Raw genomic sequence first — 15,421 nt, 5'->3', positions numbered from 1 at the left:
CGCAACGCAGCTGTTTGTCGTGCCCAAGTCGATACCAATAACTTTAGCCATAAAAACTTTACCCCGAAATTTTAAAATTGAACTATAATCTGCCCCGTTACGCGCCAGCCCTATCAGGCACCGACGTATCTCGTATCGTGACGTTGTAGCGGCGATATAGGTGCCAATTCTCTTGGCACAAGACTTTGGGACGCCTAGATAGGTAAAAAGTAAGTGGAAATACTTTATCGGAGCGTCCTGGCGCTGTACGATCCTGCCAACAAGATGGGTATGTTATGAACCGACGGATATTCACCTTAGTTACGGCTGCGGCGGCTTTGCTGCTGGCTTCCTGCGGTCCAACACCACAGTTGAAAGTGAAAGAGGCTGTGCTGACCCTATCGCCAGTCGACAACAATCCCTCCGCGTTGCATTTCAACGTTTATGGCGGCCCCGAAGATGTACAATTGCTGCGCGTCAGCTCACCCTCGGCCATTCGTGTGGAAATGCATGATGTCACGGTGGACGCAAAAACAGGGGCCGTATCCATGGCACCCATGGACCGCGTCTTAATCCCCGCCGGAGAAAAAGTTGCCTTCAAAAAAGGTGGCAAGCATGTGATGATGTGGGGCGTAAATACCATTCCGCGCAAATTGGGTGAAATTGAAACCGAGTTTCTATTTTCGAACAATGAACGCATTTTGGTCAAAGCACGCGTGCAAGAAATAGATGGCAGCGACCCAGACGAGAAAAAAGCAATCGACGGCTGATATAGCTGAGCCATCCTAAACCTGTTTCAGGATGACGGCGTTCTAATTTTCTAACGGCAACAGACCCAGCCGCGCGCGCATCGACCAACGAGCGAGCATCAGGACGGACACAACCGCCAACCCTGTCGCAAGGCCAGTCCACACACCGACACCGTCCCAACCGCCGCGAAATGCAAGCCACGCACCAACGCCAATGCCAACCACCCAATAACCAAAGGCGGCAAAATACATCGGCACCTTGGTGTCGTGTAAACCGCGCAACATGCCAGCACCTACAACCTGTGCCCCGTCGACGATCTGGAAAATAGCCGCGACCATGAGGAAGCTGACGGCAAGGTTGAACACCTGCGTCGTTTCGGCGTCAATCGGCGTCACAAAAATGCCGATTAACGCCTCTGGAAAGCTGTAAATCCCCAGAGCCATGGCCCCCATAAAGCCAGTGCCCAAGACGAACGCAGTCCAACCCGCTTTTGTTATGCCGTCCGCGTCGTTGCGGCCAAAGGCGAGCCCCACCCGCACCGTTGCCGCTTGCCCAAGGCCCATCGGCACCATGAAGGTAAGCGAGGCAATCTGGATAGCAACGGCATGGGCAGCAACCGATGCTTCGTTAATCAACCCCATCAGCAAAATCGCAACCGCAAAAACGCCGCCTTCGAAACCCATGGTCACGCCAATAGGCATGCCGAGTCGCCAAATCTGTCGAAAGCGCGGCCAATCTGCGCGCCAAAAGCGGCCAAACAGATGATAGCGCCGGAATTTCGGATGAAAGCTGACGACAAGCGCCATAACGGCGAATTGAACAACATTGGTTATCGTGCTGCCAATGCCTGCCCCCATCAGGCCGAGCTGCGGCAAACCATAATGGCCAAGGATCAGGCCGTAATTGACCACCGCGTTCAAAACCACAGCGCCACACGCAACGACGGTAGCCCAAACCGGCTGTTCCAGCGCGGCAACGAAATTACGCAGCACCAAAAAGCCCAGAAACGGGAGGATAGACCACATATAGGCCCGCACAAAAATAGCGGCATTCGCGGCTAAATCTGGCTGTTGCCCCGTCGCAACCAATATCGCTTCGGTATTCCACAAAAATGCCCAAATGGGGACCATGACCGAACAGCAGACCCAAAGCCCCTGCCGAAATGTCCGCCTTATGTCGCGCACCGAATGCGCCATCCGGCCCTTTTCCGAAGCCATCATTGGCGCCGTCGCGGTCACAAGGCCCATGCAGAAAATCGCACAGAAAATCGCCAGATTATGCCCCAGCGCACCCGCCGCCAATTCGCGTGGCCCAAGCCAGCCCAACAGGATGACGTCCGTCACCCCGATCAGCATCATCGTCAGGTTCGACAGAATCATCGGCCATGCAAGCAACAGCGTCGCGCGAAGTTCATCGCGCCAAGGGGATTGGCCTTCCGTAGAGACTGCTGCTGTGGTCATGCGTGGAGATGGATAGCGGAGAGGTAGCGCTGAGACTACCCCACAACTTTGTCATGCCAGCGACAGCCAGCTTATTCGACTGCCTTTGCAACCCCAACCAAAGCAGGCCGCAGCAAACGATCCTTGATCATGTAACCCGCCTGCATTTCGGCGATAATTGTGCCAGGTGCGGCGTCGGCGCTTGGGATTTCAACCATTGCCTGGTGCTGGTTCGGGTCAAGCGGCATGCCCATGGCGGCGATGCGCGTAATTCCATTTTTGGAAAATACGCTGTCCAGTTCGCGGCCAGTGGCCTCAAGCCCGATCACGAGAGGTTTCATAGCTTCGCTGTCGCGCATTTCGGCAGGAATAGCCTCCAGCGCACGCGACAGATTGTCGGAAACCGAAAGCACGTCGCGGGCAAAACCGGTTGCGGCATACGCGCGCGCATCCTGCGCCTCTTTTTCCATACGGCGACGGACATTCTGCGTTTCGGCTTGCGCGTACAACACATCCTGCTGCGTAGCGGCAATCGCTTCTTCCAGTGCCGCGATTTTTGCATCGGCAGTGTCGGTCGCTTCTGGCGTTTCGTCCTTCATATGCTCTGGTACGCCTTCAAGTTCTTTTTCTACCGCAATATCCGCAGTCGCTGATTTCTTGTCTGTCATAAACCTGATTAACCCATTTACGTTGCGACACTTCGGTCGTTTGTTGCTTTGCGCATATAGAAAGCAATTCTATTTCATCAACCCGCGCATTACTTAATTAAGCGGCTGAGTGCTTGCGCGGTGAAGTCTACCATCGGCACAATACGCGCATAATTCAAGCGTGTCGGGCCAATGACGCCAACCACGCCAACGACCTTGCCGCCAGCCTCACGATAGGGTGCGGCAATCACCGATGATCCCGATAATGAGAAAAGATTATTTTCCGAACCAATGAATATCCGCGTCGATTGCGCATCCCGCGCGCTATCGACGAGCCTTGCGATTTCCTCTTTGCTCTCCAATTCGTCGAGCAATTGCCGCACTCGGTCGAGGTCCGCAGCAGCTGCATCGTCGATCAAGTTCGACTGCCCACGCACGATCAGCACGGGCCGGTCATTTGCGTCGAGCGACCAGATCGCAAGGCCATCCCGCACCAGTTTCTGGCTGGCAACATCAAGTTCCGCTTTCTCCGCGCGAATTTCACTGTCGAGACGTTCCAAGGCTTCCGATAACGTCAGCCCTGACAGGCGCGCCGAAATATAATTCGCCGCCTCCACCAACATGGATTCGCTGATCGCAGGATCAATCGACACCAACCGGTTTTCGACGCTGTTGTCGGACCCGACCATGATTGCGAGCACTTGTGATGGGGACAGACGTGCAAAGCTGAATGCCTTCAGGACCGCGTCACGCTTTGGTACAAGCACAATACCGGCGCAGGCGGACAATCCTGACAAAACCAACGTCGCGGCGGCCAGTGCCTCTTCAATGGGGCCCTCGCCGCTAATCTGCGATTCAATCACACGCTGTTCTTCGGCGGAGGGTTCGGCCGATTGCATCATGCCATCCACAAACAGGCGAAGCCCGCTTTCGGTTGGCACGCGACCGGCGCTGGTGTGCGGCGAGGCGAGATAGCCTGCCTCTTCCAAATCCTGCATGACGTTCCGGATGGAGGCTGGCGATAAGTTCAACCCTGCAAATTTCGAAATGGTGCGCGAGCCCACCGGCGCGCCATTGTCCAGATAGCTTTCGACCACCATCCGGAAGACGGTGCGCGTGCGGTCATTCAATTCATTGATGGGTGTTTGGCTCACGCACTTATAGTAGCGCACCGCATGCTTGCAAAGCAAGCGGGGCAGGCTATGGCAACCTTCAACCCATTATCAGGAGAACATCATGCGTCCATCAGGCCGTGCGCCAGACGAAATGCGCGCCATTTCGATCGAAACCCATTTCACCAAACATGCCGAAGGAAGCTGCCTTATCGGTTTTGGTGACACCCGCGTGCTGGTAACCGCCAGCGTCGAAGATCGCATTCCGCCATGGTTGCGTGGCAAGGGTGAAGGTTGGGTCACAGCAGAATATTCGATGCTCCCCCGCGCCACCCACACGCGTAGCCAGCGTGAAGCGGCGAAGGGCAAGCAATCGGGGCGGACTCAGGAAATTCAACGTCTTATTGGCCGTTCTTTGCGCTCTGTCGTCGATATGAAGAAGCTGGGCGAAAATCAAATCACCGTCGACTGCGACGTATTGCAGGCCGATGGCGGCACACGCACCGCCGCTATTTCCGGCGCATGGGTTGCGTTGCGGCTTGCGGTTAATGGTTTGCTGGCGTCGGGCGCAATCAAAGAAGACCCCATCACCGGCCGCGTCGCGGCGGTAAGTTGCGGTATCTTCAAAGGCACGCCCGTGTTGGACCTTGACTATATCGAAGATTCCGATGCCGATGCCGATGCGAATTTCGTTCTGATCGAAGGCGGCCAGATTGCCGAAGTGCAAGCGACTGCCGAAGGCGCGACCTATGACGAAGAGGGCCTTCTACGCTTGCTACGTCTTGGGCGCATGGGGACAGACCGCATCTTCGCCGCGCAGGCCGAAGCGGTTAAGTAGGCAAGGCTTAATACCCTAAAATTCTATGTCATTCCCGCGAAAGCGGGGATGACAATATGACTTAAGGCAATATTTCATATGACCCACCGCAAACTCCAGCCCGGAAAACTGGTGATCGCCAGCCATAACGCAGGCAAGGTTCGGGAAATACGGGCGCTGCTTGCGCCATTTGGCATCGAACCCATTTCCGCTGGCGAGTTGGGCTTGCCTGAACCCGAAGAGACCGGCACGAGTTTTGCCGAAAACGCGTTGCTGAAGGCCCATGCATCCGCGCAAGGGTCGGGCCTGCCCGCGCTGGCCGATGACAGCGGCCTATGCGTCGCTGCCTTGGGCGGCGCGCCGGGGGTCTACACCGCTGATTGGGCGGAAACACAGAAGTTCGAAGGCGGACCGGGGCGCGACTGGTACATGGCGATGGGCAAAGTGGAGGGCAAGCTGGCCGAGCTTGGCACGGACACCGACCGAAGCGCCTATTTCGTCTGCACTTTGGCGCTTGCATGGCCCGATGGCCATGCGGAGATATTCGAAGGTCGCGTCCATGGCAGCCTGACATGGCCACCGCGCGGGTTGCTAGGGTTTGGCTATGACCCTGTTTTTGTGCCCGAAGGCCGAAGCGAGACCTTTGCCGAACTCGACCCCGCAGAAAAGCACGCAATGAGCCACCGGGCAGACGCGTTCCGCCAGTTGGTTGCGACAGTATTTTCTTGATCGCCCTTCCTGCGAAATAGGGTAGGAAATATGATACCTAGCCCCCTCGCCCTCTACATTCACTGGCCGTTTTGCGTTTCCAAATGTCCCTATTGTGACTTCAATAGCCATGTGCGCGACACGGTGGACGATGACGCATGGCGCGCCGCGTTGCTGGCGGATATGGCCTATGAGGCGGCGCTGACGCCGGGTCGCAAGCTCACATCCATCTTCTTTGGTGGCGGGACACCTTCGCTGATGCCGCCATCGACCGTTGCTGCGCTTATTGATGCAGCGGCGCAGCATTGGGGCTTTGCCGACGATATCGAAATTACCTTGGAAGCAAACCCATCGTCGGTCGAGGCCGCGCGCTTTGCGGACCTCGCCGCAGCAGGCGTGAACCGTGTGTCGCTTGGGCTTCAGTCACTGGATGATGCTGCGTTGGCGTTTCTGGGGCGCGCGCATTCGGTTGCCGAGAGCCTTGACGCATTGGCGGTCGCACAACATCATTTCGGGCGCGTCAACATCGACCTGATTTACGCACGGCCCGCGCAAACTGCCAGCCAGTGGGAGGCGGATCTTAAACGCGCTTTGTCCTTCGGCACGGACCATGTGTCGCTGTATCAATTGACAATCGAACCAGGCACACGGTTTGAAACGCTCGTGCGCACCGGGCATTTCATCCCCGCCGATAATGATGATGCAGCGACGCTGTATGAATTAACCGGACAGATGACATCCGCCGCAGGCATCCCGGCCTATGAGATCAGCAACCATGCCAAGCCGGGCAGCGAAAGCCGGCATAATCTAAGTTATTGGCGCTATGATGATTATATCGGCATTGGTCCCGGCGCACATGGACGACGTCTTGAAGCTGCCTCACAACGCCATAAGAAGCCGGAGAATTTCTTGTCGGCCGTTGAACGTAATGCCCATGGCATCAGCAGCGAAGATCGTCTCGATGCTGCAACGCGCGCGACCGAAAGCCTGCTGATGGGTTTGCGGCTGGCCGAGGGGATTAGCCTTAGCCGATTGTCCGACCGGACAGGGATTGCCTCTGACAATTTGCTCGACACCCACGCGGTCGACAAGATCGCGCAGCTTGGCCTTATCCGACGCGATGGCGACCGCGTAACGGTGACGCCGCAGGGCATGCCGTTGCTTGATGCCATCCTGCCGCAGATAGTAAATGTTGAGGCGGAAGCCGCCGCCTGATAGCGTGCCCCACATGCCGTCCTTGCTTGCCGAATATCTTGCATATCTGACCGACAACCGCCGGCTGTCGACGCATAGCGTGCGGGCCTATCACGCAACGGCCGATCGGCTGACGGGGTTTCTGCAATTGCATTGGGGCACGGACGTCACGCGTGAAACGCTGCGCAAAATTTCCGCAGCCGACCTGAGGGCATTTCTGGCCGACCGCAGGGGGGATGGCCTCACGAACCGCTCTACCGCGCGCGAACTTTCCGCCACGCGACATTTCCTGCGCTTTGCCTTGGGTGATGATGTTACTTTGCCCGTGATGAAGGGCCCGCGCGTACAGCGAAGCCTGCCGCGTCCCGTCAATCCGGACGACGTTCTGGCTTTGGCCGATGATGTTGCCGAAAATGCACAGGATGGCTGGATTGGTGCGCGTGATTGGGCGTTGCTTTTGCTGCTCTATGGCAGCGGCTTGCGCGTGAGCGAGGCAACTGGCCTGATGGGCGACATATTACCGCTGAGCAACACATTGCGCGTCACGGGTAAGCGCAACAAGACACGAATCGTGCCGCTGCTGGAGCAAGTCCGTACCGCCATTGAGGAATATCTCGCTTTGTGCCCTTATGCCGCAAGCGCCGACCAGCCACTGTTTCGTGGCGCGCGCGGTGGTCCATTATCGCCTGCACTCGTGCGCCGCGCGGTTCAGGGGGCGCGGACGCGATTGGGATTATCGGATCGCACCACCCCGCATGCCCTGCGCCACAGCTTTGCCACACATTTATTGGCAGGTGGGACCGACTTGCGCAGTCTTCAGGAATTATTGGGCCATGCCAGCCTGTCGTCGACTCAGGTCTATACCGCTGTCGATACCGCTATGCTTCTGGATGTGTATCAGAACGCGCATCCGCGGGCGTAGCCTTCCACCGCAATAGCCGCCAAACATATGTCAGGGCGATGCCGACGATCACGACGGTCGATAATAGCCCAAGCCATTTTTCGATATCTTTGAACTGCGATCCCAGAAAATATCCTCCGCCAGCCAGCGCCGCGGTCCAACCAGCAGTTCCGATCGTCGAAAATATAAGGAACCGGGCAAGCGACATACCAAACAGGCCGGCGGGAATGGAAATCAACGAGCGCAATGTCGGCAACATGCGCGCAATCAGCACGATAATCGATCCATGCTTACGAAACAGCGCCTGCCCGCGTTCGATCTCCGCCCAATCCAGCGTCAACCAGCGGCTATAGCGATCAATAAAGCCCCGCATGCGGGCTTCACCGAATTTGATGGCCAGCCAATACCACATCCAGTTGCCCAGCATCGCACCCGCCGTGCCCGCCGCGATGGTACCGCCAAGATTCATATTGCCCCGCGCGGCAGATACCCCTGCAACGGTCATGATGACTTCGGACGGTATGGGCGGGAACACTGTTTCCAGAAGCATGAGCAAGCCCACGCCCCAATAATGGCCCCATTCGACCAGATGGATGATCCAGTCTTCCATGAATTTTATGCTTTAATTCGGGCTTCGATGGCGTCCAAAATCAAGGACGGTGTGTCGGTGCCGTTGAACCCGTCGATCGCAACAATGCCTGTCGGCGATGTGACATTGATTTCGGTAAGCCACTGCCCGCCGATAACGTCAATGCCCACGAATATCAGGCCAAGTTCCTTCAAGCGCGGACCCATTGCCGCACAAATTTCCAGCTCCCGGGGCGTGAGAGCCGTCGCCTCAGCGCTGCCCCCTACGGCTAGGTTCGACCGGAATTCGCCCTCGCCCGGCCGGCGGTTGATCGCGCCAGTCACTGCACCGTCAATCATCACGATGCGTTTGTCGCCCTTCGCCACATCGGGAAGGAAAGGCTGCACCATATGCGGTTCAGGCCAGGTGTTGTTGAACACTTCGAACAGAGCGCCAAGGTTGCTGCCGTCGGCATCGATACGGAAAATAGCTTTGCCGCCATTGCCGTGCAGCGGTTTTACCACCACTGCGCCGTGGATTTTTTGAAAGTCGCGCACTTCGTCAGCGGAACGCATTATGATCGTTGGTGGCATAAACTGGCGATAATCCAGCACCATAACCTTTTCCGGCGCGTTGCGGACGCTCGCCGGATTGTTGACCACCAGAGTTTCATGCTCAATCCGCTCAAGCAAATGCGTTGCGGTAATATAGCCAACATGGAAGGGCGGGTCCTGCCGCATCAACACGACATCAATATCCGTGCCCAAGTCGATCTTCTTTGGCGTGCCAAAACGGTAATGCGCGCCCTCTACCCGTTGCAGGTCGTGCACGGGGTGTGCCCAAGCCGTCAGCCGGTCATGCGCATCCAAGGTCAATGAGCCAACATCATAATGCCAGATGTCATAACCACGCGCTTGGCCTGCGAGCATCAGCGCAAAGCTGGAGTCGCCGTTGATGTTGATGCCGTCCATAGGGTCCATTTGGACCGCCATTTTGATTGCCATTTTGCCAGTTCCTATCCGTGCCAAACATTTGGCAAATGGTTGGGCCAGCGCCATGGTGCAACCATAATAACGTCTATCTGCATATTTTCACACTCTTTGCCATATTTCGGGAGCAGAATTTCTGCCGCCGCCGCCACGCGGCGTAACCGTGTGGCATCAATTGCGGTGGCAAGGTCAACTGCTTTCGTGCGTGCCTTCACCTCAACAAAGGCAATGCTTTTGCCGCGCCGCGCGATCAGGTCAACTTCGCCACGCGGGGTCTTCACGCGTGCGCCAACGATCCGCCAACCTTTCAAACGCAAGAACCACGCCGCGATCGCTTCGCCGCGTCGGCCACGTTTTTCGGCGGCAAGACGGTTCATGTGGCCTTCAATTCCGTAGCGCGCGCATAGACCGCATTGCGTTCAAGACCAAAGCGTTTGGCAATCGCGCCAGCTGCCTTGGCCGCCGACATAGTTGCCAAAGCTTCTTTCAGGGCGGCATCCACATCACCTGTTTCAGTCACCACATTATCAGCAGGCGGGCCCACGACCAAGACGATCTCGCCCTTCGGTTCATGTTCTGCATAGCGTGCGGCCAGCTCAGCCGCCGTTCCTGTAACGACCTCTTCAAATTTCTTGGTCAGCTCCCGCGCCACGGCCACTTCGCGGTCGCCATAGGTTTCGGCAATCGCAGCCAAGCTTGCGGCGAGTCTGGGGCCAGCCTCATAAAAGACCAACGTCGCCTTGACCTGCCCCAACTCCATCAAGGTCTCAACCCGCGCTTTCGCTTTGTTCGGCAGAAACCCGGCAAACAAAAAACGGTCCGTGGGAAGCCCACAGATGGACAAAGCCGCTGTCACAGCACTTGCGCCGGGAATGGTGAACACAGGCACGCCAGCTTCACGTGCGGACCGTACAAGCTTATATCCAGGGTCGGAGATGAGCGGCGTTCCGGCATCCGATACCAAAGCAACCACAGCCCCGCGCGCGGCAGCGACCAGGGATTCCCGTTCGACTTCCCCGCTATGGTCGTTGTACCGGCGCATCTTCTTTTTTATGCCCAAATGATGCAGCAATTTGCCGGTTACGCGGCTGTCCTCAACCGCTACGATTTCTGCAGCTTTCAAAAGGTCGATTGCCCGTTGTGACATATCTGCAAGGTTGCCGATAGGGGTCGCAACGACATATAAGCCTGATTCGAAAGTCATCGGAATTAGAAGCTTCTTCCCAAGGAACACAAAATGAGCGCAACCATTGCCGCAACGAGCGCACGGCCGCAAGCTTTAGCAGGCCAATTCAAAAAGCTACTGATCTTGGCATCGGTAACTTTGCTGGCGGCGTGTAGCACGATACCGAACGGCAAAGGGCCTCCGCCTGTTGTGACCGCCGATCCCATGGATGGCATGCACCGCGTTGCCTTGCTGTTGCCGGTAACTGGTCCCGACGCAGATGTCGGGCAGGCGATTGCCAATGCAACCGCTCTGGCCCTCACCGATACCAAAGTAACCAACATCCGCATGATCACCTATGACACTGGCACTGGCGTTGCAGCGGCAACGAAGCGGGCTATCGCAGATGGCAACAAACTTATTTTGGGACCACTGCGCGGCGATGATGTCGTCGAAGTTGCGGCGCAGGCAAAGCCAGCGGGCGTGCCCATCATCAGCTTCTCCAACGACATTGGCGTTGCCGGACAAAATGTGTTTTTGCTTGGCCATTTGCCGAACCAATCGATTGAACGCGTCGTGCGTTACGCCCAATCGCAAGGCTATAATCGCTTTGCTGGCATAGTGTCTTCTAATATCTACGGGCAGCGCGCGCAGTCGAATATGACTGTGGCGGTGCGGGCTGCGGGCGGCACTTTGGTAGCTATTCAGGAATCAAACGGCACTGCGGCTTCGGCTGATGCCGCCGCCCGCCGTCTGGTCCAATTGGGCGGTATTGATGCTATCCTGATTGCCGACAGCGGCCGCGCAGCGGTTGCAACCGTCCCAGCGTTGCGTCGCAATGGGCTGCGCACGGCAAAAATTCTCGGTACCGATTTGTGGAATATCGACGGCACCCTTGCGAGCAATGCGTCCATGTATGGCGCGTGGTTCGCGAGCGTATCGGACACTTTGTTCACACAATATGCGGCCAAATATCGCGCCCGCTTTGGCAAGGCGCCTTTGCGCCTCTCCAGCCTTGGCTATGACTCCGTGTTGCTGGTCGCACGCGTTGCCCGCGACTGGCGCCCAGGAACGCGGTTTCCGGTCGGGCAGCTGACTGACCCGCAAGGCTTCATTGGCGTTGACGGGGCGTTCCGCTTTAACGCCAACGGCCTTACCGACCGTATGCTTGAGGTGCAGGAAATTGAGGCTGGTAAATTTGTTACCATCAGCCCGGCACCTACCCAATTTGCGAAATAAGCAAAAGGTTTAGGAAACTCGACCAGCGGCGGAGCTCCGACCGACGCTATCAGTGGTTGCAATGCTCGTTATGGACATGGCCGCCACCCATTTTGCGGGCCTTTTCAATTTTCTTCAACACCATCTGGCGCTTTAGGCGCGACAGATGGTCGATGAACAATATGCCTTCCAAATGATCCATCTCATGCTGCAAACATGTCGCCATGAGCCCAGTCATGATTTCTTCATGCACATTGCCTTCAACATCCTGCCAGCGGGCGCGGATTTGCGCAGGCCGCTCAACATCAGCATATTGGTCCGGCACTGACAAACAGCCTTCATTGTAAAGGTTGTACGTGTCTGATGGGTCCAAGATTTCGGGGTTCACAAAGACGCGCGGGTTGCAGACGGGTTCTTCACCCTCCGTTTCATCTTCTTGCAAGTCGATAACCAACAGACGCTTTGGCACACCCACTTGAATGGCCGCCAGGCCAATGCCGGGCGCGGCATACATTGTTTCGATCATGTCATTGACCAAGGTCTTCAGGTCGTCGCCAAAGCTCTCAACAGGTTTTGAGATGGTTTTCAGGCGCGCATCGGGCACTTCAAGAATAGGTAAGATAGCCATGGGTCGCAAATAGGGACGGTCTTTGGATAAATCAACCGACAGGACGCCTGGCGCGTAATGCCTGCGCCAAGGTTCCATCATCGAGATAGTCAAGCTCCCCGCCCACAGGCACACCATGCGCCAATTGCGTTAAGCGAATAGGGAATTGTTCAAGCCGCTCGGCCAGATAATGCGCCGTGGTCTGCCCCTCAAGCGTAGCATTCATGGCAAGCACGACCTCGTCAATGCCGCCCACGGCGATCCGGCTGACCAAACCGTCGATGTTCAGATCTTCTGGCCGAACGCCATCAAGCGCGGACAAACGGCCGCCAAGGACATGGTATTTCCCGGGGAAAAGACGCGATCGGTCAAGCGCCCACAGGTCGGATACATCCTCCACAACACAGATCGAACGGATGTCGCGCCTTGGGTCCACACAAATGCCGCAGGGGTTGCCGGTGTCGATATTGCCGCAGGTGCTGCACACCACCAGCCTTTGTTCGACATGCTCCAACGCGCGCAAAAGTGGCTGCAACACGCTCTCGCGCTTCTTCATAAGGTGCAGCACAACACGCCGCGCGGAACGCGGGCCGAGCCCCGGCAGTTTCGACAATGCCTGTGCGAGTGCGTCTATTTCTTGCGATGCCATGCGCCGGGTCTTAGGGGGCTTTTGAACAAAGGAAAAGTGACGATGCGTCTTGCCTTCATGGGAACTCCGGAATTTGCCGTGCCGACGCTCGATGCATTGGTGGCGGCCGGGCATGATGTGGTCGCGGTATACACGCAGCCGCCACGTCCCGCCAATCGCGGCAAGAAGCTTACGCCGTCGGCCGTTCAGCAACGTGCAGAGGGACTTGGCCTCGTTGTACGATCGCCTCTGTCGCTGCGTCAGGAGGACGCACAGGCGGAATTTGCGGCGCTGGACCTCGATGTAGCGATCGTTGCTGCTTATGGCCTCATACTGCCCCCAGCAGTCCTCGAAGCCCCAAAACATGGCTGCCTCAATGCCCATGGCTCGCTGCTACCGCGCTGGCGGGGTGCCGCGCCGGTGCAGCGTGCCATATTGGCTGGGGATGCCATGACTGGTGTCATGGTTATGCAGATGGAGGCTGGACTTGATACCGGCCCCGTCCGCGCGACAACCGAAGTAGAAATCGCGCAGAAGACAACTGGCATGCTCACTATGGAACTGGCGGAGCTTGGCGCGAAGTTGATGGTTCGGGTATTGGCGGATCTCGATGCATTTCCATGCGTGAGTCAGCCTGAAGCGGGTATCACTTATGCCGCCAAGATCGACAAGGCTGAAACAAAGCTGGATTTCAACCTACCCGCCGAGGCGGTCGAACGGCAAATCCGCGCCTTTAATCCCGCGCCGGGCGCTTGGTTCGCGTTTGAAGGGGAACGTTACCGCGTGCTGTCCGCCGAAATCGTTGCAGCCAATGGCACAGCGGGCGTAGTTATCGATGACGCGCTGACAATCGCTTGCAAAGCCAACGCCATTCGCCCCAGCATGATCCAACGCGCAGGTAAACCTGCAATGCCAACCGCCGACCTGCTGCGCGGCAAGGCGATTGCGGCTGGCACACGCCTGTCATGACTCGTTTTGCGCTCACCATCGAATTTGACGGCGGCCCATATATGGGCTGGCAATGGCAGGACCATGGCCCATCCGTCCAAGGCACCATCGAAGAGGCCATATTTAAGACAACGGGCGAAAAGACCCTCGTGTACAGCGCTGGCCGAACCGATGCCGGCGTCCATGCGCTTGGCATGCGCGCACATGTTGATGTGGAGAAGGGCCTTTCAGCCTTTCGCTTGATGGAAGCTATCAACGCCCATTTGCGGCCGCACCCGATAGCGATTTTGGCGTGCGAAGAAGTCGCCGATGACTGGCATGCACGCTATAGCTGCATTGGCCGGGCTTATGCATATCGTATCCTTAATCGGCGCGCATCATTAACGCTTGAAAGGGGCCGTGTCTGGAGGGTCGGATCGGAACTGGATGCCGATGCGATGAATGACGCCGCACAAATACTTGTCGGCCTGCATGATTTCACCACCTTTCGCTCCACCGCGTGTCAGGCCGCCAGCCCGGTCAAAACGCTCGATCGCCTGAACGTGCGGCGTGAGGGGCAGCATGTGATTATCGAAGCAGCGGCCTTGTCCTTCCTGCATCATCAAGTTCGGTCCATGGTCGGGTGCCTGGTCGCTGTTGGATTGGGTCGTTGGAACGCAGCCGACTTAAAAGCGGCACTAGATGCCGCCGACCGATCTGCATTGGCGGAAAATGCGCCTCCCGAAGGCCTTTATTTCGTGCGCGCGACCTACCCTTAAGCAGATCACATTTCGCGATACCTATTTGCTTAAGTTGAAAGCAGACCGCCCTGCCCGCTTTCCCACGCCAACAGACGGCGCTTGCGTTCCAGCCCATACGCATAGCCGCCAAGGCCGCCATCTGACCGGATGACCCGGTGGCAGGGAATAAGCACCGATACAGGGTTGGCACCATTGGCCGAACCCGCCGCGCGCACTGCATCGGGCTTTCCAACCGCCGCAGCAATTTCGGCATAATTGCGGGTTTCGCCAGCAGGTATTTCAAGCAACGCCTGCCATACCGCCATTTGGAAAACAGTGCCGCCGACATCAAGGGGCAGCTTGGGCATCTGCCTTGGGTTTTGAACGGCGAAGACGGCTCCGTCGGTCAAGGACGAAAGCGAACCGCCTTTACTGAGCAGGGTCGCGTTCGGAAAACGGCGCTTTAGCGTGCTTTCATTTTCGTCAAACGACAGGCGGCAAATGCCCTTATCGGTCGCCGCAAGCAGCATGGGGCCAAGCGCGCTTTCGACCACAGCCCAATCTATAGTCACACCAGCCCCGCCGTTAATCCATGCGCTTGGTGTCATGCTTCCCGCTATCCGCCACAGGCGTGAAAAAGCGCAAGCGCGCGTTCCCGGGCCAAATCGGCGCTTGGTTCGTGATAATCCTTGCGCCGGTCCGAATTAAACCCGTGATTGGCGTCATAGACGAATATTTGCGCGGTTGGGTGCGCCTTTTCGATCAGTGCCTCAACGCCTTCCATAGGAATACCCGCGTCATACCGGCCGAAATGCGCGATAGTGGCGCATTTGGGGACCTGATCGGCATATACTGTGGGAACTAAGCTTCCATAGTAACAGCTTGCGGCAGTGAGATCATCGCTGATGCCAGCCAATGCCCAAGCAACCGAACCGCCATAGCAATAGCCAGTGATAAACACCGGCCCTTTATCCTTCAACGCATCCACACATGTTTGTGCATCATCGAGCGATTGCGTAAACGGGTGAAGAT

General features: G+C 57.1%; 18 protein-coding genes and 1 pseudogene. 8 read left to right on the top strand and 11 right to left on the bottom strand.

Annotated features, from left to right (window positions below; genetic code table 11):
• The first annotated feature begins 275 nt into the window (after positions 1–275).
• Entirely contained in the window at positions 276–749 is a 474-nt protein-coding gene (locus ACIQ2T_RS06765) for a copper chaperone PCu(A)C (RefSeq protein WP_397590158.1), read from the top strand.
• 42 nt (positions 750–791) lie between these two features.
• Here ACIQ2T_RS06765 and ACIQ2T_RS06760 read toward each other — a convergent pair whose 3' ends face one another.
• The 3 genes from ACIQ2T_RS06760 to hrcA form a co-directional block, all read right to left on the bottom strand.
• Positions 792–2,189: an MATE family efflux transporter gene (locus ACIQ2T_RS06760; RefSeq protein WP_397590157.1), complete on the bottom strand. Its 1,398-nt coding sequence runs from the start codon at positions 2,187–2,189 to the stop codon at positions 792–794.
• A 71-nt stretch (positions 2,190–2,260) separates the two neighbouring features.
• Entirely contained in the window at positions 2,261–2,836 is a 576-nt protein-coding gene (gene grpE / locus ACIQ2T_RS06755) for a nucleotide exchange factor GrpE (protein ID WP_397590156.1), read from the bottom strand.
• Positions 2,837–2,925: 89 nt separating this feature from the next.
• The gene (gene hrcA / locus ACIQ2T_RS06750; RefSeq protein WP_397590155.1) at positions 2,926–3,969 is read right to left on the bottom strand and encodes a heat-inducible transcriptional repressor HrcA; all 1,044 of its coding nucleotides are present in this window, start codon (positions 3,967–3,969) and stop codon (positions 2,926–2,928) included.
• Positions 3,970–4,051: 82 nt separating this feature from the next.
• Here hrcA and rph point away from each other — a divergent pair, with 82 nt between their 5' ends.
• The 4 genes from rph (at position 4,052) to ACIQ2T_RS06730 (ending at position 7,568) form a co-directional block, all read left to right on the top strand.
• Positions 4,052–4,765, top strand: coding sequence for a ribonuclease PH (gene rph / locus ACIQ2T_RS06745; protein WP_397590154.1), 714 nt, complete (start codon positions 4,052–4,054; stop codon positions 4,763–4,765).
• Positions 4,766–4,843: 78 nt separating this feature from the next.
• Entirely contained in the window at positions 4,844–5,473 is a 630-nt protein-coding gene (rdgB, locus tag ACIQ2T_RS06740) for an RdgB/HAM1 family non-canonical purine NTP pyrophosphatase (protein ID WP_397590153.1), read from the top strand.
• 30 nt (positions 5,474–5,503) lie between these two features.
• Positions 5,504–6,667 carry a radical SAM family heme chaperone HemW gene (hemW, locus tag ACIQ2T_RS06735; RefSeq protein ID WP_397590152.1) on the top strand — a complete coding sequence of 388 codons (1,164 nt, stop codon included), beginning with the start codon at positions 5,504–5,506 and terminating at the stop codon, positions 6,665–6,667.
• Positions 6,668–6,680: 13 nt separating this feature from the next.
• Entirely contained in the window at positions 6,681–7,568 is an 888-nt protein-coding gene (locus tag ACIQ2T_RS06730; RefSeq protein WP_397590151.1) for a tyrosine recombinase XerC, read from the top strand.
• Here ACIQ2T_RS06730 and ACIQ2T_RS06725 read toward each other — a convergent pair.
• From ACIQ2T_RS06725 to rsmI, 4 genes are read right to left on the bottom strand one after another with little or no spacing between them, the layout of a single operon-like run.
• Complete coding sequence (locus tag ACIQ2T_RS06725; protein ID WP_397590150.1) at positions 7,525–8,157, bottom strand: DedA family protein; 633 nt, start codon at positions 8,155–8,157, stop codon at positions 7,525–7,527. The genes ACIQ2T_RS06730 and ACIQ2T_RS06725 overlap by 44 nt on opposite strands.
• Before the next feature lie 5 nt (positions 8,158–8,162).
• On the bottom strand, positions 8,163–9,119 hold the full coding sequence (gene gshB, locus ACIQ2T_RS06720; protein ID WP_397590149.1) for a glutathione synthase: 957 nt from the start codon (positions 9,117–9,119) through the stop codon (positions 8,163–8,165).
• Between the two features lie 11 nt (positions 9,120–9,130).
• Positions 9,131–9,481 (bottom strand): YraN family protein, encoded by a 351-nt coding sequence (locus ACIQ2T_RS06715; RefSeq protein ID WP_300033618.1) that lies wholly within the window; start codon positions 9,479–9,481, stop codon positions 9,131–9,133.
• Positions 9,478–10,308 (bottom strand): 16S rRNA (cytidine(1402)-2'-O)-methyltransferase, encoded by an 831-nt coding sequence (gene rsmI / locus ACIQ2T_RS06710; protein WP_397590148.1) that lies wholly within the window; start codon positions 10,306–10,308, stop codon positions 9,478–9,480. Before rsmI ends, ACIQ2T_RS06715 begins: the two co-directional genes overlap by 4 nt.
• Positions 10,309–10,341: 33 nt before the next feature.
• Here rsmI and ACIQ2T_RS06705 point away from each other — a divergent pair, with 33 nt between their 5' ends.
• Positions 10,342–11,508, top strand: coding sequence for a penicillin-binding protein activator (locus ACIQ2T_RS06705; RefSeq protein ID WP_397590147.1), 1,167 nt, complete (start codon positions 10,342–10,344; stop codon positions 11,506–11,508).
• Positions 11,509–11,557: 49 nt separating this feature from the next.
• Here ACIQ2T_RS06705 and def read toward each other — a convergent pair whose 3' ends face one another.
• Positions 11,558–12,115, bottom strand: coding sequence for a peptide deformylase (gene def, locus ACIQ2T_RS06700; RefSeq protein ID WP_397590159.1), 558 nt, complete (start codon positions 12,113–12,115; stop codon positions 11,558–11,560).
• A gap of 31 nt (positions 12,116–12,146) precedes the next feature.
• Positions 12,147–12,743: a recombination mediator RecR gene (gene recR / locus ACIQ2T_RS06695; RefSeq protein ID WP_315477906.1), complete on the bottom strand. Its 597-nt coding sequence runs from the start codon at positions 12,741–12,743 to the stop codon at positions 12,147–12,149.
• A gap of 42 nt (positions 12,744–12,785) precedes the next feature.
• Here recR and fmt point away from each other — a divergent pair, with 42 nt between their 5' ends.
• Both fmt and truA read left to right on the top strand, forming a co-directional pair.
• Positions 12,786–13,691, top strand: coding sequence for a methionyl-tRNA formyltransferase (gene fmt / locus ACIQ2T_RS06690; protein ID WP_306062976.1), 906 nt, complete (start codon positions 12,786–12,788; stop codon positions 13,689–13,691).
• Positions 13,688–14,428 carry a tRNA pseudouridine(38-40) synthase TruA gene (gene truA / locus ACIQ2T_RS06685; RefSeq protein WP_306062955.1) on the top strand — a complete coding sequence of 247 codons (741 nt, stop codon included), beginning with the start codon at positions 13,688–13,690 and terminating at the stop codon, positions 14,426–14,428. The genes fmt and truA overlap by 4 nt, the downstream gene beginning before the upstream one ends.
• A gap of 29 nt (positions 14,429–14,457) precedes the next feature.
• Here the strand turns inward: truA and ACIQ2T_RS06680 are convergent.
• Positions 14,458–14,997 (bottom strand): annotated as a pseudogene (locus ACIQ2T_RS06680) (methylated-DNA--[protein]-cysteine S-methyltransferase); the annotation flags it as partial.
• A gap of 8 nt (positions 14,998–15,005) precedes the next feature.
• Positions 15,006–15,421 (bottom strand): dienelactone hydrolase family protein (locus ACIQ2T_RS06675; RefSeq protein ID WP_397590146.1); only part of this gene is annotated, 416 nt, incomplete at its 5' end.

Origin of the sequence: Sphingorhabdus sp. (assembly GCF_044357595.1) — a bacterium.
Classification (GTDB): Bacteria; Pseudomonadota; Alphaproteobacteria; order Sphingomonadales; family Sphingomonadaceae; genus Sphingorhabdus_B.
Note: the sequence above shows the minus strand (reverse complement) of the source record. Positions and strands in the feature narration are given on the sequence as shown.

Excerpts from the sequence above, each read along its gene's own strand:
- rdgB (WP_397590153.1), top strand. The coding sequence starts at position 4,844 with ATGACCCACCGCAAACTCCAGCCCGGAAAACTGGTGATCGCCAGCCAT.
- ACIQ2T_RS06760 (WP_397590157.1), bottom strand. The coding sequence starts at position 2,189 with ATGACCACAGCAGCAGTCTCTACGGAAGGCCAATCCCCTTGGCGCGAT.
- ACIQ2T_RS06730 (WP_397590151.1), top strand. The coding sequence starts at position 6,681 with ATGCCGTCCTTGCTTGCCGAATATCTTGCATATCTGACCGACAACCGC.
- ACIQ2T_RS06725 (WP_397590150.1), bottom strand. The coding sequence starts at position 8,157 with ATGGAAGACTGGATCATCCATCTGGTCGAATGGGGCCATTATTGGGGC.
- truA (WP_306062955.1), top strand. The coding sequence starts at position 13,688 with ATGACTCGTTTTGCGCTCACCATCGAATTTGACGGCGGCCCATATATG.
- rsmI (WP_397590148.1), bottom strand. The coding sequence starts at position 10,308 with ATGACTTTCGAATCAGGCTTATATGTCGTTGCGACCCCTATCGGCAAC.
- ACIQ2T_RS06765 (WP_397590158.1), top strand. The coding sequence starts at position 276 with ATGAACCGACGGATATTCACCTTAGTTACGGCTGCGGCGGCTTTGCTG.
- def (WP_397590159.1), bottom strand. The coding sequence starts at position 12,115 with ATGGCTATCTTACCTATTCTTGAAGTGCCCGATGCGCGCCTGAAAACC.
- hemW (WP_397590152.1), top strand. The coding sequence starts at position 5,504 with ATGATACCTAGCCCCCTCGCCCTCTACATTCACTGGCCGTTTTGCGTT.
- rph (WP_397590154.1), top strand. The coding sequence starts at position 4,052 with ATGCGTCCATCAGGCCGTGCGCCAGACGAAATGCGCGCCATTTCGATC.
- recR (WP_315477906.1), bottom strand. The coding sequence starts at position 12,743 with ATGGCATCGCAAGAAATAGACGCACTCGCACAGGCATTGTCGAAACTG.
- ACIQ2T_RS06705 (WP_397590147.1), top strand. The coding sequence starts at position 10,342 with ATGAGCGCAACCATTGCCGCAACGAGCGCACGGCCGCAAGCTTTAGCA.
- ACIQ2T_RS06715 (WP_300033618.1), bottom strand. The coding sequence starts at position 9,481 with ATGAACCGTCTTGCCGCCGAAAAACGTGGCCGACGCGGCGAAGCGATC.
- gshB (WP_397590149.1), bottom strand. The coding sequence starts at position 9,119 with ATGGCAATCAAAATGGCGGTCCAAATGGACCCTATGGACGGCATCAAC.
- fmt (WP_306062976.1), top strand. The coding sequence starts at position 12,786 with ATGCGTCTTGCCTTCATGGGAACTCCGGAATTTGCCGTGCCGACGCTC.
- grpE (WP_397590156.1), bottom strand. The coding sequence starts at position 2,836 with ATGACAGACAAGAAATCAGCGACTGCGGATATTGCGGTAGAAAAAGAA.